This window comes from Kineococcus lubricus, assembly GCF_050871965.1.
In the GTDB taxonomy this organism is placed as follows: domain Bacteria; phylum Actinomycetota; class Actinomycetes; order Actinomycetales; family Kineococcaceae; genus Kineococcus.
The window spans coordinates 41,308-63,325 of the sequence record NZ_JBJLSK010000009.1; the positions used below are offsets into that span (position 1 = coordinate 41,308).

Below are 22,018 nucleotides of genomic sequence, written 5' to 3' on the forward strand. Positions count from 1 at the left end.
CCGGGGCGCGCCGCAGACGTTAGACCCGCGGTGCCCACCCCGCACGCGGGAACGCCGGGACGCGGGCGGCGACGGCCACCGCCCCGGCCAGCCCCGCGGGCACCGCGAGCCGGGCCAGGTGCACCGGCCGCGCCTGCGGGGCGTCGAAGCGCCGCACCGCGCACCCGGCCAGTTCCAGCCGCTGCGGGTCCACCGCGAAACCCCAGCCCACCGCCTTCAGGACCGCCTCCTTCCCCGTGAAGGTCTCCGCCACCTGGTCCCGGCCGGTGGCCCGGTCGCGTTCGGCGGGGGTCAGGAACACCTCGGCGGCCGGGTCGTCCGGACCGCCGAAGGCGGTCAGTTCCTCCACGTCGACCCCGACGTCGGCCGTGCGGCAGAACGCGGCGACGACGTGCCGGCCGCTGTGCGAGATCGAGACGTCGGGGACCGTCTCCCCCGGCCACCCCTCGAACCGGGGTTTCGCCTCCCCCGCCGCGGTGGTCCGGCGGACGAACCGCACCCCGTCCACCGCGCCGCCGAGTTCCTCGCGGGCGTACCGCGCGACCAGGGCCCGGCCGGTGAGGAAGCGCCGGACGTCCCCGACGCGGCGCAGCCGCCCGATCCGTTCCCGGTCGTCGGCCACCAGCGGCAGCCACGCCGGGGGGCCGGGGCCCAGGAGTTCCCCGGCGGTGAGGACCGTCACCTCCACCGGTCCCGTCCCGCCGGGGGCCGGTAGTTCCAGGACGCGGCGCGCGACGTTCACCGGGCCCTGCGCACCAGTCGCCCACCGGTGAGGTCGTGGACCTCCCCGAGCCGCGCCAGCGTCGCCTCGCGGTGGGCGACGACGACGACGGTCCGCCCGGCGGTCAGGGAGTCGATGGCCCGTTCGAGGAGTTCGGCCGTCGCCGGGTCGACGTCCGAGGTCGCCTCGTCCAGCACCAGGACCTCGCTGTCGCGCAACGCGACCCGGGCCAGCCCCACGAGCTGGCGTTCCCCGGCGGTCAGGGTCGACCCCTCCCCCAGCGGGGTGTCCAGCCCCTCGGGCAGGCCGTCCAGCCAGCGCCCCACCCCCAGGCGGGCGAACGCCTCCCGCAGCGTCGCCCCGTCCGCGCCGGGCAGCACCAGCCGCAGTTCGTCGGCCAGGGTGCCGGACCCGAGCACGACCTCCTGCGGGACGAACGCGACGCGGGCCGCGCGCTCGGCGGGGCCGAGCGCGGCCGGGTCGGACCCGGCGCAGCGCACGGTCCCCGACGCGGGGGTCCGCAACCCGGCCAGCAGCGCCGCCAGGGTCGACTTCCCCGCCCCCGACGGGCCGGCGATGCCGCAGCGGGCACCGCGTTCCAGGCGCAGGTCAACCCCCGTCAGCACCGGTTCGTCCCCGTACCCGAAGGTGACCCCGGTCAGTTCCACCGCGGGGCAGGTGACCGGCCCCCGCGCCGCCTGCGCGGGCACCGGGACCGGCGCCGGGGCCGGCATCGGGGTTCGGCGCCCGGTGGCCTCCAGCAGTTCCCCGACGCGGGCCACCCCGGTCAGCGTCTCCTCGACCGGACCCACCAGGGCCACCAGGTCGGAGGTGCTGGAGAACAGGGTGACGCTGGCGAGCACGAACGTGACGACGACCCCGACCGAGACCCGGTCGAGCCCGGCCAGCCACGCCCCCGCGACGATGAGGACCACCAGGGTCAGGCCCTCGACCAGCGACATCGCGTTCACCCACCGGGACAGCGCCGCGGTGCGCATCTGCGCGGTCACGGCCGCCGCGTCGCGCTGCGCGTCCCGGGCCGCGGTCCGCGCGCGGGTGGCGGCAGGCGCGGTCCGCAGCAGGGCCCGCACCCGGATCGTCTCGGCGACCCCGGCCGCGACGTCGGCCTCGGCCTGCGCCTCGGCGCCGAAGCGGTCCGCCGCGCGGGACCGGAACCGGGCCGTGACGAGCAACGCCGGCGGGGCGAACACCACCAGCAGGACGGCGGTCAGTTCCCACGACTGGGCGGCGAGCACCACGACGAACAGGACCACGGTGCTGGCCCGCACGAGGAGCTCGGTCAGCGACTCCCGCACGAAACCCGACAGCTCGGCGACCTCCGCGGTGGACCGCTGCAGGAGTTCCCCGCTGGGGTGGGCGTCGAGGAACCGCAGCGGCGTCGTCGCCAGGCCGTGGGCGACCTCGTCGCGCACGTCGCGCACCAGGTGCTCCCCGGCCCGTGCGAGGCGGGCGCGGCTGAGCGTCGCGAGCACCGTCTGGGCCACCGCGAGCCCCACGCCCACCAGGCCCAGGGCCAGGACGGCGTCGCGGTCCCCGGCCAGCAGGGCGTCGGTGACGCGACCGACGACGACCGGGAACACCGCGGTCGCCAGACTCGCCAGGACCCCCAGCGCGACGGCCCCCAGCAGGGCCGCGGCGTGCGGGCGGGCGAAGCGGGACACGGTGCGGCGCACCGCGTCCCGCGACGGGTTCGGGCTGAGGGTGGGCGCGCTCACGCCGTCACCGCCGCCCGGTCGCGCAGGGCCACCACCCGGTCGGCGGCCGCCAGCAGCAGCGGCTCGTGCCCGACGGCGACCACGACGCGGCCCGCGGCGGCGCGGCGCGCGGCCGCGACGAGCCGCCGCGCCGTGCGGGGGTCGACGGCCGAGGTGACGTCGTCGAGCAGCAGGACGCCCGGGTCGGCGACCAGCGCGCGGGCCAGCGCGAGCCGCTGCCGCTGCCCGCCGGACAGCTCCGCCCCGCCCTCCCCCACGTCCAGGTCCAGGACGTCGCCGGCGCGGCCGTCGAGCTCGGCGTCCAGGCCGACGTCGGCCAGGGCCCGCCGGTACCGGTCGTCGTCCGCGGCGGGGTCGGCCGAGGCCGCGCCCAGGGCCAGGTTCTCCCGGACGGTGCCGGACAGCACCAGCGGTCGCTGCGCGACGAGCTGCACCCCCGGCAGCGGGCCGGTGACGGGCGCGCCGTCGGCCAGCAGTTCCCCGGTGGCGGGGGCCGCCTGCCCGGCGAGCACGGCCAGCAGGGTCGACTTGCCGCTGGCGACCGCGCCGTGGACGGCGACCAGCCGCCCCGGCTCCAGGTCGAGGTCGAGCGCGGCGGCGCCGGGCACGACGACGAGGTCGCGCGCCCGCAGCTCCCGCACGGCGGGGGCCCCGGCGGGGCCCGGTGCGGGCGCCGCGGTCAGCAGGGGGAGCAGCCGGACCGCCCCGACCCGCGCGTCCACGGCGTGCGTCCAGCGGGTCAGCCCCACCTGCACGGCCACCCCGACGGTCGCCATCCACCCGGTGAACGTCACGAGCCCGCCGACGCTCAGCCGGCCGTCCAGGACGGCGGCCGCGCCGACGAGGACACCGGCCGCGGCCGCGACCGCGGGCACGCCCTCCCCCAGCGACGTCCAGCGGGCCAGGACCCCGCTGGCCCGCACGGTCCGGCGGGCCAGGTCGGCCGACACCTCCCGGTGCCGCCGCACGAGGGTCTCCTCGGCGCCCACCCCGCGCAGCGTCACCGCGGCCCGCACGACCTGGTCGACGACGTCGGCGCGGGCGCCGTGGGCCTGCGCGGCGTGCGCGGAGGCCGCCTCGAACCGCCGCGGGTACACCACGGACAGCACGGCCAGGGCCGGGGCGGTCGCCGCGGCCACCAGCAGCAGCCACGGGTCGAGCGCGGCCAGGCCGGGCACGAGCACGGCGACGGTGACGGCGATGACCGCCCACGTCGGCAGGCCGTGCACCCAGGTGCGGACCAGCCCGACGTCGCGGCCGGCGCGGACCACGAGGTCCCCGGTCCCCAGCGTGGTCCGGCCCGCGAGCGCGCCCTCGCGGACGCGGGTGCGCAGCCACGCCCCGGCGCGGGCGTCGGCGAGGTTGGCGTACCAGTCCCACGTGCAGACCCCGGCGAACTGGACCGCGGCGGCCAGGGCCACCGCAGCGCACCACAGCGCGGTGGCGCCCACGTCGCCGGCGGCGACCCCGTCGTCGACGGCGAAGCTCAGCAGGTAGGGCGCGGCGAGGAACCCGGCCTGGCGCACCACGGCGCCGGCGGTGGCGGCGGCCAGCGGGCCGCGCACCTGCCGGACGGCCCCGTGCAGGACGTCCCCCGGCCCGGTCACGCGCTCCCCCCGAACCGGGCCGCCAGGCGGGGACCGAGCAGTTCCCAGGCGGCGGGGGCGACGATCCCGGCGTGGTCGGCGTCGAGCTCGACCCGTTCGACGTCCGGGCCGAGCAGACCGTCCCAGCTGCCGGGGTCGGGGTCCTCCCGGCCGGCGACGGCCAGCAGCGTGGGGACGTCGGTGACCGGCGAGGTGGAGGCCGCCATGAGCCGCGAGGCCCAGGCGTGGCTGGCGACGATGGCCTCCAGGGTCCCGCGGTCGTCCAGCCCGAGGACACCGCGGGAGGCACGGACCGCCTCGGCCAGGTCGGGGTCGAGGTCGTCGTCCCCGGCGAGGGCGGCGAGGAACTCGGACTGGTCGGAGCGGAGGGCGCGGCGGTCGGCGTCGGTCACCTGAGGTGCCCCGGCCCGCAGCGGCAGCGGGTCCAGCAGCACGAGGAGCTCCACGTCCTCGCCGGCCCGGCGCAGCCGGTCGGCCATGGCGTGCGCGACGTTCCCTCCGAAGGAGTACCCGGCGAGGCGGTACGGGCCGTGCGGGCGCAGGGCGCGGACGAGGTCGAGGTACTCGGCCGCGAGGTCGTCGACGGTCGCGGCCGGGCTGGTCCCGCCGGACAGGGTGGGGGCCTGCACGCCGACGACCCCGACCCGCGGCGGCAGCCACCGCAGGAGCGGGGCGAACTGCCAGGCGAAACCCCCGGCGGGGTGGACGCAGAACAGCGGCGCCTCCCGCGCCGGTTCGCGCAGGACCAGGACGCGGGCCAGGCCCGCGTCGCGGGCCGGTGCGGCCAGGGCCGCCGCGAGCGCCCGCACGGTCGGGTTCGTCATGACGGTGCCGACGGCGACGGGCAGGCCCAGTTCGGTCCCCAGCCGCGCGACGACGCGCATCGCCAGCAGGGAATGGCCCCCCAGGTCGAAGAACCCCGCGTCGCGGTGCACCGCAGCGGGTTCGACGCCGAGGACGGCGGCGAACGCGGCGGCGACGACCCGTTCGACCCGCCCGCGCGGGGGTTCCCCGCCGGCCGGGCCGGCCGGGGCGGGCAGCGCGGCCCGGTCGGTCTTGCCGTTCGCGGTGAGCGGCACGACGGGCACCGTCGCCAGGTGCGTGGGCACCGCATACGCGGGCAGGACGGCCCGCAGGTGCTCGCGCAGCGCGTCGGGGAACCCCCCGTCGGCGGCCCCGTCGGGGTGGGGCACGACGTGCAGGCACAGCACGTCCGAACCCGAGGCGCCGCGCTGCACCGACGCCGCGGCCTGCGCGACGCCCGGGTGGGTCTCGGCGGCGGCCTCGACCTCGGCGAGCTCGATGCGGTACCCGCGGACCTTCACCTGGTCGTCGCTGCGGCCGCGGTACTCCAGGCCGCCGTCGTGGCGGCGGTGCACGAGGTCACCGGTGCGGTAGAGGCGTTCCCCGGCGCCGCCGAACGGGTTCGCCACGAAGCGCTCGGCGGTCAGCGCCGCCCGGCCCAGGTACCCGCGGGCCAGCCCGTCCCCGGCCAGGTGCAGTTCCCCCGTCCCCCCGGGCGGGACCTCGCGCAGGGCGGAGTCCAGGACGTGCGCGCGGGCACCGAGGATGGGCCGGCCCAGGCACGGGGCGTCGTGGGCGCGCAGGTCGACGCCGAGGGCGTTGATGGTGAACTCCGTCGGGCCGTACAGGTCGTACGCGACGAGGTCGTCGCGCGAGCGCAGCGTCCGCCACAGACCTTCCGGGACGGCCTCGCCGCCGAGCAGCACCAGCGACGGCGGGTGGTCCTCCAGCAGCCCGGCGCGCACCAGTTCCCGGCCGTAGGACGGGGTGACGTTCACGACGTCGATCCCGACGCGGTGGTAGTGGGCGACCAGCGCCGGGACGTCGAGCCGCTGCTCCTCGTCGACGACGTGGACCTCGTGGCCGTCCAGGAGCCAGAAGAACTCCTCCCACGACATGTCGAAGGAGAACGAGACGGTGTGCGCGACCCGCAGCGGGGACCGGCCCGCGACCTCGATCGCGGGCCGGAAGATCGCCTCCAGGTGGTTGTCGTACATCGTCACCAGCCCGCGGTGCGGGACCGCGACGGCCTTGGGCTCGCCCGTGGAACCGGAGGTGAAGAGGGTGTACGCCAGCTGGTCCGGGCGGACGGCCGGGGCGGGGTGGGGCCCTTCGCCCGGGTGCGTCACGTCGAGCGCGGGAACGCCCGGCACCGGGTCGGTCCCGGGGGCGACCAGGACGAGCTCGGCGCCGGCGCGCCCGGCCAGCGCCTGCCGCCGGGCCGGCGGGAGCGCGAGGTCCAGGGGCAGGTAGGCGCGGCCGGCGCGCAGCACCGCGAAGATCGCGACGACGTGCTCCACGGTGCGCGGCAGCGCCAGCGCCACGACGGACTCCGGCCCGCGCGTGCGGGCGGCCACGAGACCGGCCAGCTCGTCGACGCGGCGGGCGACCTGCGCGAACGTCCAGCGCACGTCGGCGCCGGTCACGTCCCGGCCCACCAGGGCCGTGCGGTCGGGGTGGCGGCGGGCCACGTCGGCGAGCAGGTCGGCCACCGTGCGGGTCCCGCCCGCGTCGTGGCGCCGGTCGGCGGCCACGACGGTCGCCTCGGCGTTCACCCGGTCCACCAGGCCCTGCTCGGCCGCCAGGCCCGTGCGCAGCCGCGCCACCGGTTCCCCGGCGGCCCCGGCCCGGACCAGTTCGGCCAGGGTGGCGAGGTAGCGCTCCAGGTACCGCCCGGCGCGGGCGGCGTCGAGCAGGTCGGGCCGAAACGCCAGCGCCAGTTCCAGCCGGCGCCCGGGGTTCACCGTCATCGCCAGGGTGTAGTGCGTCCCGTCGTACGCCTCGGCCTCGCTGATGCGGTGCCGCGCGAACGTCGCCGACTGCTCCTCCTCGTCGACCGGCAGGTTCCGGAACACGTAGAGGGTGTCGAACAGGACGCCGTGCCCGGCGGCCTCCTGCACCGGTCCCAGCCCGACGTGGTGGGCCGGCATCGTGCGCGCCTGGTCGCGCAGGTGGGCGCGCAACTGCTCCGCCACGCCGTCGCCGGGCCGGATCCGCACGCGGACCGGAACGGTGTTCATGAGCAGGCCGACCATGCGGTCGACGCCGTCGAGCTCGGCGGGGCGGCCGGAGACGGTGGTGCCGAACACGACGTCGTCGGTGCCGCAGATCCCGCGCAGGACGTGCGCCCACGCGTACGACAGGACCGTCGACAGCGTCACCGCCGTCTCGCGCGCCAGGTCGCCCAGGGCGCTCGTCAGGTCCGCGTCGAGCAGGTGCGTCACCGCGTCGGACAGCACGGGGTCGGTGCCGGCCGCGCGGGGTTCGACGAGCGTCGGGCCGCGCAGCCCGGCGAGGGCGCCGCGCCACACCTCGATCCCGGCCGCGGTGTCCTGCCGCGCCACCCACGCCAGGTAGTCGGCGTAGTCGGCGGTGGGCGGCAGGCCGGCGTCGGAGACGGGCCCGGGGTTCTGCAGCGCGCGGTCGTACAGCGCGAACAGGTCCTCCAGCAGGATCGTCTGCGACCAGCCGTCGGTGAGCAGGTGGTGGTGCACCAGGCTCACCCGCCAGTGCGCCGCGCCCAGCCGGGCCGCGACGAGGCGGATCAGCGGCGGGTCGGCGAGGTCGAAACCGTCCTCGACCTGGCGTTCGGTGAGCCGTTCCAGCGCCGCGTCCTGCGCGGCGGGGTCCAGCGCCGACAGGTCCAGCTCCTCGAAGGGCATCGGGACGGCCGGGGTGAGGAACGACAGCGGACGCGGCAGCCCCGCGGAGGCGAAACCCGCGCGCAGGCTGGGGTGGCGGCGCAGCAGCGCGTCCCCGGCCCGGCGCAGGGCGTCGACGTCGACCTCGGTGCGGATCGTCAGCCGGTGCTGCACGACGTACACGTCGAGGGCGTCCGGCCCGGCGAGCAGGGTGTGGACGTACAGCCCCTCCTGCAGCGGGCCGAGTTCCCAGACGGCCTCGCGGTGCGGGGCGAGGCGGTCCAGGACGGCGCGGGCGGCGTCGTCGAGCTCGACCCCGGTCGCGGTGACCCCGTGCGGGACAACCTCCCCGGACGTTCCCCCCGGGGTCACCCCCGCGGCGGCCGCGATCGCGGCGACGGTCCGCTGCGCGAACACGGCGGTCAGGCCCACGTCCAGCCCGGAGCGGCGGGCCAGCGCCACCAGCCGGATCGCGGTGATGCTGTCGAGGCCGGCGGCGAACAGGTCGGTCCCGGGAGCGACGTCGGCGCCCAGGACGGCGCGGGCGATCTCGGCCAGCCGGCGCACCCCCGGGTCGGCGGGTTCCGCAGGTTCTCCGGGTCCCGCGGGTTCTGCGGGGTTCCCCCCGGCCTGCGGGGCCGAGCGCACGAGGTCCAGCGCCCGGCGGCCGTCGAGCTTGCCGTTGCCCGTGACCGGGACCTCCCCGACCGCCACCACCCGGGCCGGTCGCTGCGCCGCCGGCAGCAGCCGCGCGAGGTCGGCGGCGAACTGCGCCGTCACGTCCACCGGCGCGTCCGGCTGCGGTCCGGCGGTGCGCACGAGGGCGACGAGCCGGGGACCGTCGGGGTCGACGAGCACCGCGGCCCGCTGCACGCCGTCCAGGCCCTCCAGCGCGGCGCGGGTCTCCCCCGGTTCCACCCGCACCCCGCGGACCTTCACCTGGTCGTCGCGCCGGCCCCGGTGGATCAGCCCGCGCCCGGTGACCTCCACGAGGTCGCCGGTGCGGTACAGCCGGGTCCCCGCCCCCCAGGGGTCGGCGACGAAGCGTTCGGCGGTCAGCGCGGCCCGGCCGGCGTACCCCAGTGCGAGCTGCTCACCGGCCAGGTGCAGTTCCCCGACCCCGCCCACGCCGACGGGCCGCAGCGCCGCGTCGAGCACCCGCAGGCCCGTCCCCGGCACCGCGGACCCGATCGGTGCGGACACCCCGGCGGCCTCGTGGGCGTCGTCCCCGGCGGTGACGTCGACGGCGGCCTCGGCCGGGCCGTACAGGTTGTGCACCGGCGCCCCCGCGGCCCGGGCCGCGGCGCGGGCCAGCGCGGTCGGCAACTGCTCCCCGCTGCACAGGACGTGCCGCACCGACTCCCAGCGCGGGGCCGGGACGAGGTCCAGGTACGCGGCGAGCATCGAGGGCACGAAGTGCAGCGTCGTGACCCGCTCGGCGGCGATGAGCGCGTCGAGGGTCTCGGGGTCGCCGTGCGCCCCCGGCGGGGCCAGCACCAGCCGCGCGCCGGTGACCAGCGGCAGCACGAGTTCCCACACGGACACGTCGAAACCCACCGGCGTCTTGTGCAGGACGACGTCGTCGGCCGTGACGCCGTACCGGTCGCGCATCCAGGCCAGCCGGGTCTCCAGACCGCGCAGGGTGTTCACGCAGCCCTTGGGTCGGCCGGTGGTGCCGGAGGTGAACACGACGTACGCCCCGCCGGGACCGGCTCCGGGACCGGCCTCGCGGCCCAGCACGCCGGCGTCCGCGGCGCCGGTGAACCCCAGGGCGTGCGCCAGGCCCCGCGTGGTGGGGTGCACCACGAGCTCGTCGACGCCGCCGTCGGCGACCAGCCCGGCCAGCCGGGCGGGCGGCACGTCGGGGTCGAGGGCCAGGAACGGGCGGCCGCTGCGCAGGGCGGCCAGGACCCCGGCGACGAGCGTGGCCGAGCGCGGGGCCAGCACCCCCACCGTCCCCGTCCCGCGCAGGCAGGCCCGCAGCCCGTCGGCGAGGTCGTGCAGCGCAGCCGTGGTCAGGCGGGTGCCGCCGTCGACGACGGCGATCTGCCCCGCCCGGTCCGCGCGGACCGCGTCGAGGGCGGCGAGCAGGTCGAGCCGGGCCGCCGGGCCGCCGTCCAGGACGGCGGCGGGGGCGGCGGGGCCGGGTGCCGGGGCGGTCGCCAGGCGCGCGACGAGCACCGACGGGTCGTCCAGCACGGCGTCGAACACGTTGCGCAGCAACGACTCGACCGCCGCGCCGTCCACGCCGCGGGCGGTGATCTCGAACCGCACCCGGTCCTCGCCGAGTTCGGTGAGCAGGGCCAGCGGGTAGTGGACCGCGTCGCGCGCCCACGTCCCGGTGACGTGCGCGTCGCCGTGGCGCCAGCCCGACACGTCCCCGGGGTAGTTCTCCACGACGAGCAGGGTGTCGAACAGCGGGCCGTGCCCGAGCTGCTGCTGGACCGCGCCCAGGTCGGCGGCCCCGGCGTCGGCCAGGACCGCGTGGTGGCGGTGCGCGCCGCGCGCGACGTCGGCGAAGGGGGTTCCCGGGCGGGCCCGGACGCGGAACGGCAGCGTGGTGCCGAGCAGGCCGACGAGCCGTTCGACGCCGGGCACGTCCAGGGAGCGGCCCGAGACGGTGAGGCCGAACACGACGTCGGTGGAGTCGGTCAGCCGGCCCAGCACGACCCCCCACGCCGCGGACACGAACGCCGCCGGGGTGGTGCCGAGGTCGCGGGCCCGGCGGCGCAGTTCCGCGCCGCGGTCGCTGGTCAGGACGAACCGCTCGGCGGCCCCGGGGGTTCCCGCGGGAGTTCCCACGAGGGGTTCGCCGGGGGTTTGGCCGGGGGTTTCACCGGGGTTCCCCGGCCGGACCAGCGTCGGGCCCGCGAGCCCGTCCAGGGTCGCGACGACGGCCCGGGTCGCGGCCGGCCCGTGGTCGGGGTCGTCCTCGGGGACCACCGCGTCGAGGTAGTCCAGGTAGTGCGCCGGCGACGGCTCGACGTCGGCCCCCGCGGCCCGGTCGAGGAGTTCGCCCAGCAGCAGCGGACCGGACCAGCCGTCGAGCACGAGGTGGTGCACGGTGACCAGCAGGACCTGCCGCGCGGGCCCGGTGCGCAGCCAGCGGACCCGCAGCAGCGGCGGCCGCCGCGGGTCGAAACCCCGGTCCCACTCGGCCTGCGCCACGTCCCGCACGGCATCGGGGGTGGTGCGCACGACCTCCACGTCGGGGGCGAGGTCGTCGACCACGAACTGCACGGGTTCGGAGTCCCCTTCGGCGAAGAACCCGACGCGCAGGTTGTCGTGGTCGGCGAGGACCTGCGCGGCCGCCGCCCGGACCGCCGCGTCGGTGAACTCCCCCGTCACCTCCACCGCGAACTGCAGCAGGTAGGTGGGTGCGGCGCCCGTCTCGCGCTCCCACGTCGCGTGGAACAGCAGCCCCCGCTGCAGCGGGGTCAGCGGCCAGACGTCCGCGACGGTGTTCTGGGTGGTGGTGGTCACCGGTTCTCCTCCGGGGCGCTGGTGAGCAGTCGTTCGATGCTGCCGAGGTCACGGCTGCTGATGCGGGTGCGGGTCCGGCGCGCGGGCCGGGCCGGAAGCGCCCCGGAATCGGTCCCGGGGACGGGCACCGCGGCGGCGGCCAGGTCGGCCAGCCGTTCGTGGGTGAACACCTGCCCGGGGGTCAGGACGAGACCCCGGGCGCGGACGAGCGCGACGAACCGGATCGAGGAGATGCTGTCCCCGCCGAGTTCGAAGAACGCGTCGTCGACGCTCGCGCCGGGCAGGCCCAGGACCTGCACGACGGCCTCGACGACGGCGCGCTCGGCGGCGGTGGCCGGTTCCCGGCCCGCGACGGCCTCGGCCGCGGCGGGTTCGGGCAGCGCGTTCCGGTCGACCTTGCCGTTGAGGGTCAGCGGGATCACCGGCAGGACGGTCACGACCTTCGGCACGTAGGCTGCGGGCAGCGCCGCCGCCAGCGCCTCCCGGACCGCCGCGCCGTCCAGGGCCCGTTCACCGGCGCCCTGGTCGGTGCCCTCGTCGAGGGCGCTGACGTACCCCAGCAGCCGGTCGCGGCCGGCCGGGCCGGGCCGCACGACGGCGGCGGCCCGGTGGACCCCCGGGACCGCGCGCAGCGCCGCCTCGACCTCCCCGAGCTCGACGCGGTGCCCGTCGACCTTCACCTGGTCGTCGGCGCGGCGCAGGAACCGCAGGGTCCCGTCGGGGTCGCGGCGCACGAGGTCGCCGGTCCGGTACAGCCGCGACCCCGGCGGGCCGAACGGGTCGGCGGTGAAGCGGGTCGCGGTCAGGTCCGGACGTCCCCGGTACCCGCGGGCGACCTGCACCCCGGACAGGTGCAGCTCCCCCGCGACCCCGTCGGGGACCTCCCGCAGCCCGGCGTCCAGGACGTGCGCGCCGACGCCGGTGAACGGCACCCCGACGGGCACCGCCCCGGTCCCGGCCCGCGCCACCTCGGCGTCGGTGACGGCGGTGGAGGTGGCCCACACGGTCACCTCGGTGGGGCCGTAGACGTTGCGCACGGCCCGGCAGGACGCGACCAGCTGCGCGGCCAGGTCGCCCGGCAGCGCCTCCCCGCCCACGAGGGCCCGCACCCCCGCCCAGCCCCGCGGGTGGGCCTCCACCAGGGGCCGCCACAGCGACGGCGTCGCCTGCAGGACCGTGCAGCCCTCGCGGGCGGCCAGCGCGGCCAGCCGGTCGGGGTCGCGCACCTCGTCGCGGTCGGCGAGCACGACGGCGGCGCCGCTGAGGAGCGGGACGTACAGCTCCAGGGCGGCGATGTCGAACGACACGGTCGTGACGGACACCAGCCGGTCGGTGCGGTCCAGACCCAGGACGGCGCGCTCGTGGGCGACGAAGGCGTCGAGCGCGGCCCGCGGGACGACGACGCCCTTGGGGCGCCCGGTGGACCCGGAGGTGTAGATGACGTACGCCGCGCTGTCCCCGGAGTGACTGCCCCGCAACGCCTCCACCGGGTCGCCGGGGGCGGCGGGGAGCTCGTCGACGACGAGCTCGGGGCGGCCGCGACCGGCCCCGCGGGTTCCGGCGTCGACCAGGACGAGCGCCGGGTCGGCGTCGTCGAGCATCATCCGCAGCCGCGCGTCGGGGTACTCCACGTCCAGCGGGACGTAGGCGGCCCCGGCGGCCAGGACGCCCAGCAGCGCGGCGGGCAGGGCGGCGCCGCGCCCGGTGGCGACGGCGACCCGGTCCTCGGCGCCGATCCCCCGCTCCCGCAGCGCGTGCGCCACCGCCGCCGCGCGGGCGGCCAGGTCGGCGTAGCCGAGGCGGACGTCCCCCGCGACGAGGGCGAGGTCGCCGGGAGCGGCGACCACCCGGTCGGCGAACCCGGCCGTCAGGGGCCGGGCGGCGGCCAGGACGCCCGTGGTGACGGCGGGGCGGTCCCGCTCGGCGGCCGTGCGGGCGTCGTGGGCCCGGACGGGGAGCCCCGGCGCGTCCAGGAGCCGGTCGGCCCAGTCCAGCAGCCGCTGCGCGAGCAGACCGGCGGTGCCGGCGTCGAACAGGTCGGCCGCCGCGACGAGGGTCAGCGACTCCCCGCTGCGGTAGCGCACGGCGAGGTCGAACCGGGCGGAGTCGATCAGGCCCGCTCGTTCGGCGACCTCGGTGCCGGCGATCCGCAGGTTCGCCGCCACGGGTTCCTCGACGGTGACCATCGTCTGGAACAGCGGGTGCCGGGACAGCGAGCGCGGCGGGGCGACGGCTTCGACGATCGTCTCGAACGGCACGGCGGCGTCGTCGAGGGCGTCCAGGACGCTGCGGCGCACGCGGTCCACGACGGCGGGCAGGTCGGGCCGGCCGCCGAGGTCGACGCGCACCGGCAGGGTGTTCACGAGGTACCCGACGGTGCGGGCCAGGTCGTCGTCGGTGCGGGTGGAGACCGGGGTCCCCAGCACCACGTCGTCCCCGGCGCCCAGGGCCTGCCACAGCGTCGCGACGAGCCCCTGCAGGACCATCAGCGGGGTGGCGCCCCGCTCGGCGGCGAACCGTTCCAGCCGCCGCGCCAGGTCCGGCGCCACGGGCCGCGTCACGGTGTGCGCGCGGTACGTCGGGGTCGCCGGGCGGTTCCGGTCGGCCGACAGGTCCAGCTCGGCGGGGATCCCGGCGAGGCGGGCGCGCCAGCGCTCCACCGCGCCGGGGTCGGCGGGGTTCCCGGCGGGCTCGTGCGCGGCGGCCACCGCGAACGGGGTCGCCGGGGCCGGGGCACCGCCCGCGAGCAGCGCCGTCAGGTCCTCCAGCAGCACCGCGAACGACGTCTCGTCGACGGCGACGTGGTGCGCGGCGAGGACCAGCACGGCCCGGCCCGGGCCGCGGACCAGGGTGCAGCGCACCGGCGGGGCGGCGAACACGTCGAACGCCCGCGACTCCTCCGCGCGCACCGCGGATTCCACCGCGGCCGCGTCGGGGACGTCGAGCACCGCGAACGAGGACGGCGGAGCGGCCAGCACCCACGCCCCGAACCCGGCCGCCCCTCCGCCGGTGTCCTCGCCGGTGTCGCGCCGGTAGACGGTGCGCAGCACCGGGTGGTGGGCGACCACCCGTTCCCAGGCCCGTCCCAGGGCGGCGGCCCCGGCGTCGTCGGGCGCCGGGGTCAGGTCCAGCGACACCGGCACGGTGTACGCCGCGCCGGCCCCTTCGAGCTCGGCCAGGAACAGCAGCCGCCGCTGCGCGGCCGACACGGGCACCGGCCCGTCCTGCGGCACCGCCGGCCGCGGCGCGACGTCCAGCGGACCACCCGGCGAGCGCGTCATCCGTGCCGCGACCCGGTGCAGGACGCGTTCGGCGAAGACGTCCCGGACGGCCAGCGACCAGCCCTCCCCGCGCAGCGCGCCGAGCACCCGCAGCGCCGACAGGGAGTGCCCGCCGAGGGTGAAGAAGTCCTCGTCGGCCGACACCCGTTCCCGGCCCAGCACCGTGGCGACGGCCCGCACGAGGGCCTCCTCGGCCTCGGTGGCGGGGACCCGGGGTTCCCGCTCGTCCGGTTCCTGCGCGCCGGCCAGTTCCCGCAGCGCGCGGCGGTCCACCTTCCCGCTGGTGGTGACCGGCAGTTCCGGCAGCACGAGCACCCGGGACGGCACGAGGTGCTGCGGCAGGACGGCGGCGACGGCCTCGCGGACCGCGCGCCCGTCCAGCCCCGGGCCGGTGACCGCGGCGGACAACCGGTTCGCGACGGGTCCGGCGACGTCGGCGAACGCGGCGGCCTGCGCGACGCCCGCGACCGCGCGCAACGCGGCCTCCACCTCACCGGGTTCGATGCGGTACCCGGAGATCTTCAGCTGGTCGTCCAGGCGGCCCAGGTACTCGACGCGGCCGGCCGCGTCCACCCGCACCCGGTCCCCGGTGCGGTAGCGGCGGGTGCCGCCCGGTCCGGCGACGAAGCTCGCCGCGGTCAGGCCGGGCCGGCCCAGGTACCCGCGGGCCAGCTGCCCACCGGACAGGTGCAGTTCCCCGGGGACCCCCTGCGGCACCGGTCGCAGCCACGGGTCGAGCACCGTCGCGGTGGTGCCCGCGACGGGGACCCCCACGACCGGGTGGTCGGCGTCGGTGACGAACGCGCCGAGCGCGTCGACCGTCGCCTCGGTGGGGCCGTACAGGTTCAGCGTCCGGGTCCGCTCCGCGCGCTCGCGCAGCGCGTCCCACAGCGCGGGTGCGACGGCCTCCCCGCCGAGGAACACCTCCGGCAGCGGCCGGTCGCCGTCGAACAACCCCTCGCCGAGGAGCTGCTCGGCCAGCACCGGGGCGACGTCCACAACGTCGGCCCCCCGCGCCCGGCGGGTGAACAGCGCCGGGTCGCGGCGCTCCTCCTCGTCGAGGACGACGAGCTCGTGCCCGGCGAACAGCCAGTGCAGCTGGATCAGGGAGGTGTCGAAGGAGAACGCGGCGCTGTGCACGGCCACCACGCGGTCACGGCCTTCGGTGCGCCGCAACCGGTCCACCAGTTCGGCGTGCCGCCCGGTGCGCAGCCCCTCGAAGTGGGTGGCGAGCGCGCCGCGGGTCAGGACGACCCCCTTGGGCCGGCCCGTGGAACCCGAGGTGTAGATGACGTAGGCCGCCGCCGACGGCGGCACCGGGCGCGGCCGCAGGGCTTCCCCGGGTTCCACCGTCGCGGGGTCCAGGACGGGGCACCCGGTGTCGGCGGCCGGCCGCGCGAGCGGTCCGGGACCGGCGACGACGACGGACGCGCCGGCGTCGGCCAGCAGCGTCCGCACCCGTTCGGCCGGGGCGTCGGGGTCGATCGGCAGGTACGCCGCCCCGGCCGCCAGGCAGCCGGTGATCGCGGCGACGAACTCCACCCCGCGCGGTGCGGCGATCGCCACGACCCGTTCCGGTCCCGCGCCGGCGTCCTCCAGCGCCCGCTGGAAACCCCCGGCGAGCCGGCAGAACTCCGCGGTGCCCACCCGGCGGTCGCGGAACCGGACCGCGACGGCGTCGGGGTGCTCCCGCGCGGCCCGCAGCAGGTGGGTCAGCGGGGCGTCGGGGGTGGCTTCGGGGCGGGGGCCGTGCAGTTCGGTGCCGTCCGCCCCGACCGCGGGCGTGCCGGGCAGCTGCGGGGGGCGGACGTCGAGGCCGTCGGCGAGGCGGGCCAGGACGGCACCGAACTCGGCGGCGAGGGCGTCGGCCCGGTCGGCGGGGACCCGCGCCGCGTCGTGGTCGAGTTCCAGGCGGACGCCGTCGCCGGGCAGGGCCGTGACGCCGACCGCGTAGTGCGTCGACCCCGCGGCGCCCAGGCCGGTGACCGCCCACCGCTGGTCGCCGTCAGCGGCGGCGTCGGGGTAGTTCTCGACGACGACGAGGGTGTCGAACAGGTTGCCGGGCAAACCGCCCAGCCCCGCGGTGGCCTCGATGTCGGCCAGCGGCCAGAACTCGTGCTCCTGCAGGCGGGCGCGGTCCTCCTGCAGGGACCGCAGCTGCTCCCCGACCGCGCGGGCGGGGTCCTGGCGGACCCGCACCGGGACGGTCGTGGAGAACAACCCAAGGGCCTGCTCGATCCCCTCCACGGCCGCGCCGCGGCCGGAGGTCGTGAGCCCGACGACGATGTCGGTGCGGCCCAGCGCGCGGGCCACGACGTGCGCCCACGCCCCGGTGACGAGAGTCGCCAGAGTGAGCCCGGCGGCGCGCGCGGTGGCGGCCAGCCGGTCGGCGTGGTCGCGGCCCAGCGGCACCGCGACGGTCCGCGGGCGGGCGGGCCCGCCCGCGGGGGCGCCCAGGAGGGTGGGGGCCGCGACCCCGGCCAGGTGCCGCGTCCAGGCCTCGCGGGCGGCGTCGGCGGCGGTCCCGTGCGCGGCGGCGGCCTGGGCGAGCACCGCGCGCCGGGCCGGGGCCCAGCCGTCGGCGGCGAACGCGCCGGTGGTGGTCGACAGCAGCCGCTGCAGGAGCAGCGGGGTGGACCAGCCGTCGAGCAGCAGGTGGTGCGCGGCCAGGACGAGCGTCCCGGTCCGCTCCCCCGTCGGCACGACGTGCGCGCGCAGCAGCGGCGGGCGGGCCACGTCGAGGCGCCGGGACAGTTCACGCCGGGCCAGGTCCGCCGGGTCGGTCCCGGCGGGGTGGACGTGGACCTCGGCGCGCGGGGTGCGCGGCACGAGCTGCACGGGCCCGGTGCTGAGGTCGGCCACGAACGCGGCCCCGAGCTGCGGGTGGTCGGCGACGACCCGTTCCAGGGCGGTCACGAGTCCGGCGGGGTCGAACCGGCCCCGGGTCGCGGTCAGCTCGACGGTCGTGGTCGTGGAGTAGACGTCGTCGGCGCCGTCGCGCAGGGCGTGGAACAGCAGTCCCTCCTGCAGCGGGGTCAGCGGGGCGACGTCGCGCAGCGGCCCGTACCGGTCCTCGGCGGCGCGCAGCTGCGCCGCGCTCAGCCCGGGCCGGGCGCAGTCGGCGGGCACGAGGGTCCCGCGCGGGGTGGGGTCGGCGGCGAGGTCGACGAGCCGGGCCAGCGCCGCGTCCCACGCCGCGAGCAGCGCGTCGGCCTCCCCGTCCAGGTCGGGGGCGAGGGTCCACTCGACGTCCAGGCCGGTCCCGTCGGGGGTGACGAACACGGCGACCTCGATCCGGTGCTCCAGCCGCAGGTCCGCGGGCAGGTGCACCTGGAACGGGTGGTCCCCGCGCAGCCCGTCGCCGGCCTCGAAGCGGCCGAGGTAGTTCAGCAGCACGGCGGGTCGGGCGCCGTCCCCGGCCGGTTCCGCGCCGTACCCCTCGCGGGGGGCTTCCGCGCGGGCCTGCCGCGCGGCCCGGACGGTCTCGGCGAGCCGGTCGGCCGGGTCCACCGCGCCGACGGGCAGGTCGACCGCGACGGGGAACTCGGTGGTGAACCAGCCGACGCCCTCGACGTCCTCGCCCTCGTGCAGCGGGTCGCGGCCGTGGGTCTCCCAGCGCAGCAGGAACCGGCCGTCGGCCACGTCCCGCCAGGACCGCAGCGCGTCGGTGAGGGCACCGGCCAGGACGGTGTCGGGGCGGGCGTCGAGCGCGGCGGGCAGCCGGTCCAGGACGGCGGCGGCCACGTCGGCGCCGGCCCGGCGGACGACCCGCCGTGACCGCGAGACCGACTGCGGGGCAGCGGGTTCACCGAACACGGCGCAGGTCGTGGCGGCGAGGTCGCGCCAGTGGCGCTCCTCGTCCGCGCTCGGGGTGAGCGCGGCCAGGGCCAGGGCCCGGGTGCGCCAGGACGACTCGGCCCCGACGGGCAGCGCCGCGCCGTCCAGGAGGGCGCCGAGCTCGGCGGCCAGGGTCCGCCAGGAGACGCCGTCGACGACGAGGTGGTGGGCGGCCAGGAGCAGTTCGCCGTCGGTGCGGGCGGCGACGAGGACGGTCCCGGCGGCCGGGTCCAGCCGGTCCACGGCGGCCCGGCGCAGGACCTCCACGTCGTGGCCCTCCAGCAGCGGCACCGCGGCGGGGCGCTCGGGGATCGTGAGGCCCCACGCCCCGTCGGGCGCCGGGGCCACGCGCAGCCCCAGCACGGGGTGGCGGCGCACGAGCGCGTCCAGCGCGGCGCGGAACCGGTCGGCGCCCACGCCCGGCCGGTCCAGGACGACGCTGTGCGCGTACCCGCGGACGGCGTGCAGGTCGGGGGCCAGGCGCTGCAGGGACCGCACGACGGGCGGGGCGGGCACCGGGCCGTGCGGCGCGGCGGCGCGGTGGGCGCCGTCCGCGGCGAGCGGGCGCAGCAGGGCCGCGACCCCCCGCACGGTGCGGGCGGTGAACAGGTCGCGCGGGCGCACCACCCAGCCGGCGCGGCGCAGGGCCGCGACGACCGCGATGGCGGAGATGCTGTCCGCGCCCAGGGACACGACGTCGACGTCCACGGGCACCGGCGCCAGCCCGAGGACCGCACCGACGGCGTCGGCGACGAGGCGTTCGGCCGCGGTGCGCGGCGTGGCCCCGTGCACCGCGGCCGGGCCGGGGTCGGCCAGCGCAGGCACGTCGAGCTTGCCGTGGGCGGTGAGCGGGAACTCCTCCACGACGCCGAGGGCGTGCGGGACGAGGTGGTCGGGCAGCGCCTCGCGCAGCGCGGCCAGCAGCGTCGCGGCGTCCGGCTGCTCCCCGGTGGCGGGGACGACCCAGGCCAGCAGGCGCTGCGCCGTCCCCTGCCCGCGCACGGCGGCGACGGCCCGCGCGACCGCGGGCAGGGCGGTGAGGGCGGCGGCGACCTCGCCGAGCTCGACGCGGTGGCCGCGGACCTTGACCTGGTCGTCGCTGCGGCCCAGCGAGGTGAGCCGGCCGTCGTCCTCGACGCGCACGAGGTCACCGGTGCGGTACAGCCGCCCGCCGCCGCCGCGGGGGTCGGCCACGAAGCGGGACGCGGTGAGCCCGGGCCGGCCCAGGTACCCGCGGGCCAGGTGCGGACCGGCGAGGAACAGCTCCCCCACGACCCCGGCCGGAACCGGTTGCAGCGCGGCGTCCAGGACGAGCGCGTCGGTGCCGGCCAGCGCCCGGCCGATGCTGGGGTCCGGTCCCTCGACCGCGGCGCCGAGGGCGTCGACGGTGGCCTCGGTGGGCCCGTAGAAGTTGTGGCAGGTCATCGGAGAGCCCGCCAGCCGCCGCCACAGGTCCGCACCGGCGGCCTCGCCGCCGATGAGGAACAGCTCGGGCCGGTGCGCGGTGTCCAGGAGCCCGGCGTCCAGCAGCGCCGTCGCGAACGACGGGGTGACGTCGAGGGTGTCCAGGCGCAGCGCGTCGACGGCCTCGACGACGGCGCGGGCGTCCCGGCGGTCGTCCTCGTCGAGGACGACGAGCTCGTGGCCCAGCAGCAGCCACAGCAGCTGTTCCCAGGAGGAGTCGAAGGAGAACGAGGCGGTGTGCGCGGCCCGCAGGCGGCGGCCGGCGCGCTGCGCCGTGGGCGTGAACAGCGTCGCGGCGTGGTGGGCCAGGAAGAACGCCAACGAACCGCGGCTGACCCCGACGCCCTTGGGGCGCCCGGTGGAGCCGGAGGTGTAGACGACGTAGGCGAGGGTCCCCGGGTGCGGGTCCATGGGCAGGTCCACGGCGGGGGCGAGGCCCAGGTCCTCGAGCAGCAGCGCCCGCGGGTGCGCCGCGGCGCGGGTCCCGGCGGTCGTGACGACGACGACGGGCGCGGAGTCGGTCAGCAGGTGGTCGACCCGTTCGTCGGGGTAGCCGAGGTCCACCGGCGTCAGCGCCGCCCCGGCCCCCAGGACGGCGAGCAGGGTGACGACGAGGTCGACGCCGCGCGGCAGCGCGACGGCCACGACGCGGTCGGGTCCCGCGCCGGCGGCGACCAGGTGCCGGGCCAGGTCGCGCACCCGGGCGTGCAGGACGGCGAACGTCACCGACTCCGCCCCGCTGCGCACGGCGACGGCGCCCGGGGCGGCGGCCACGGCCCGGGCGAGCGCGGCGCTCACGTCGACGAGGTCGAGGTCGAGGCCCGGCTCGCTGCCGTCGGCGCCGTCCTGCCCGGCAGGCAGCGCGGGGACCCGGCCGGTGGGGACCTCGGGGGTCTCCAGGAGCCGGGTGAGCAGACCGGTGTGGCGGGCCGCGATCCTCGCCAGCTCGGCCGGGGTGGTGGTGTCCGGGTTCGCGTCCAGCCGCAGCGTCACCCGGCCCCCGGCGGCGGGGGCGACGGACAGGTCCACGTCGTCGACGGGGCCGGCGGCGACGGTCCGCAGGACGCCGCGCGCCCCGGCGAGGTCGAGGACGGGGGTGTACGGCTTGAGGTTCACGCCCGGCCCGCGCAGCAGGTCCGGGCGGTCGAGGTCGGCGGCGAGGTCCTCCCCGCGCACGGCCTGCGACCGGCGCAGGACGCCGAGGGCGGTCGCGACCCGCCGGGCCACGTCGAGGAACGTGTCGGCCGGGTCGACCCGCACGGGCAGCGGCAGGACGTTCACCGACGTCGAGGGGGTGGTGGCCGCGAGCCGGGACGTGCGGGCCGCGAACGGAACCCCGAGGACCGCGGTCCGCGACCCGGTCGCGCGGGTGACGAACACGGCCCACGCCGCGGTGTGGACGTCGGCCCAGGTGAGCCGCCGGTCCAGAGCGGTCAGCCGGTCGGTGGCCGCGGCCAGCGCGGGCCCGACCTCCACGTCGAGCCCGTGGGCCCGCCGCACCGCCGGGACGCGGCGCCCCGAGACGGTCGGGACCTGCGGCGGCAGGTCCGCCAGCAGCGCGCGGACCGGGCCGGGGTCGGCCGCGGCGCGTTCGGCCGCCTCGTGGGCGAGGAGCTCGGCGAACGAGCCGAAACCCTCCCCCAGCGGCCCGGCCCCGCACAGCGTCCGGTACCGCTCGGCGACGCGCTGGGCGATGAGGGAGACGGCGTACCCGTCGACCGCGACGTGGTGGTACCGCTGCACCCACACCAGGCTCTCGAGCCCGGTGCGGACCAGCAGGTGCCCGACGTTGGGGGCGCCGGGGTCACCGGCCCGGTCCAGCTCGGCCCGCACGAGGTCCTCGGCCGCCGCGGCCGGGTCCGGTTCCCCCTGGACGTCGACGCACCGGACGTCGGCCCGCAGCGGGCGCGGCACGGCGAACGGTTCCCCGGTGGCGGCGTCCCGCTCCACCGCGAACCCCAGGGTCCCCGCCTCGGCCAGCGTGGCCCGGACCGCCTCGGCCAGCAGCTCGGCCGAGACCGGGCCGGTGACGTCGACCCGGTCGGCGACGACGAACACGTCCGAGCCCGGGTCGAGGGCCTGGGCGTCGGCGATGCCGCGCTGGGCGCCGCTGAGGGCCCACCGCCCGGGGGCGGGTGCGGGTGCGGCGGGGTGGGGGGCGGGGAGGGTCATTCGGCCGTTCCGTTCAGCAGGAGGGGTCGGGGGTTCCACCGGGGTCGATCGG

5 protein-coding genes are annotated in these 22,018 nt (G+C 78.4%); all 5 read right to left on the reverse strand.

All coding sequences use genetic code 11. From position 1 onward, the window contains the following. Nucleotides 1–19: 19 nt before the first annotated feature. The 5 genes from ACRYRX_RS08670 to ACRYRX_RS08690 are packed head-to-tail and all read right to left on the reverse strand — an operon-like array spanning nt 20 to nt 21,966. On the reverse strand, nt 20–742 hold the full coding sequence (locus ACRYRX_RS08670; RefSeq protein ID WP_432511447.1) for a 4'-phosphopantetheinyl transferase family protein: 723 nt from the start codon (nt 740–742) through the stop codon (nt 20–22). After that, nucleotides 739–2,457 carry an ABC transporter ATP-binding protein gene (locus ACRYRX_RS08675; protein WP_432511448.1) on the reverse strand — a complete coding sequence of 573 codons (1,719 nt, stop codon included), beginning with the start codon at nt 2,455–2,457 and terminating at the stop codon, nt 739–741. Before ACRYRX_RS08675 ends, ACRYRX_RS08670 begins: the two co-directional genes overlap by 4 nt. Continuing rightward, on the reverse strand, nt 2,454–4,064 hold the full coding sequence (locus tag ACRYRX_RS08680; protein ID WP_432511449.1) for an ATP-binding cassette domain-containing protein: 1,611 nt from the start codon (nt 4,062–4,064) through the stop codon (nt 2,454–2,456). Before ACRYRX_RS08680 ends, ACRYRX_RS08675 begins: the two co-directional genes overlap by 4 nt. Continuing rightward, nucleotides 4,061–11,212 carry an amino acid adenylation domain-containing protein gene (locus tag ACRYRX_RS08685; RefSeq protein ID WP_432511450.1) on the reverse strand — a complete coding sequence of 2,384 codons (7,152 nt, stop codon included), beginning with the start codon at nt 11,210–11,212 and terminating at the stop codon, nt 4,061–4,063. The genes ACRYRX_RS08680 and ACRYRX_RS08685 overlap by 4 nt, the downstream gene beginning before the upstream one ends. After that, nucleotides 11,209–21,966: an amino acid adenylation domain-containing protein gene (locus tag ACRYRX_RS08690; RefSeq protein WP_432511451.1), complete on the reverse strand. Its 10,758-nt coding sequence runs from the start codon at nt 21,964–21,966 to the stop codon at nt 11,209–11,211. Before ACRYRX_RS08690 ends, ACRYRX_RS08685 begins: the two co-directional genes overlap by 4 nt. Between the last annotated feature and the right edge of the window lie 52 nt (nt 21,967–22,018).

Bases quoted from the DNA above. Each gene is read 5' to 3' on its own strand.
- ACRYRX_RS08690 (WP_432511451.1), bottom strand. From the start codon at position 21,966: ATGACCCTCCCCGCCCCCCACCCCGCCGCACCCGCACCCGCCCCCGGG.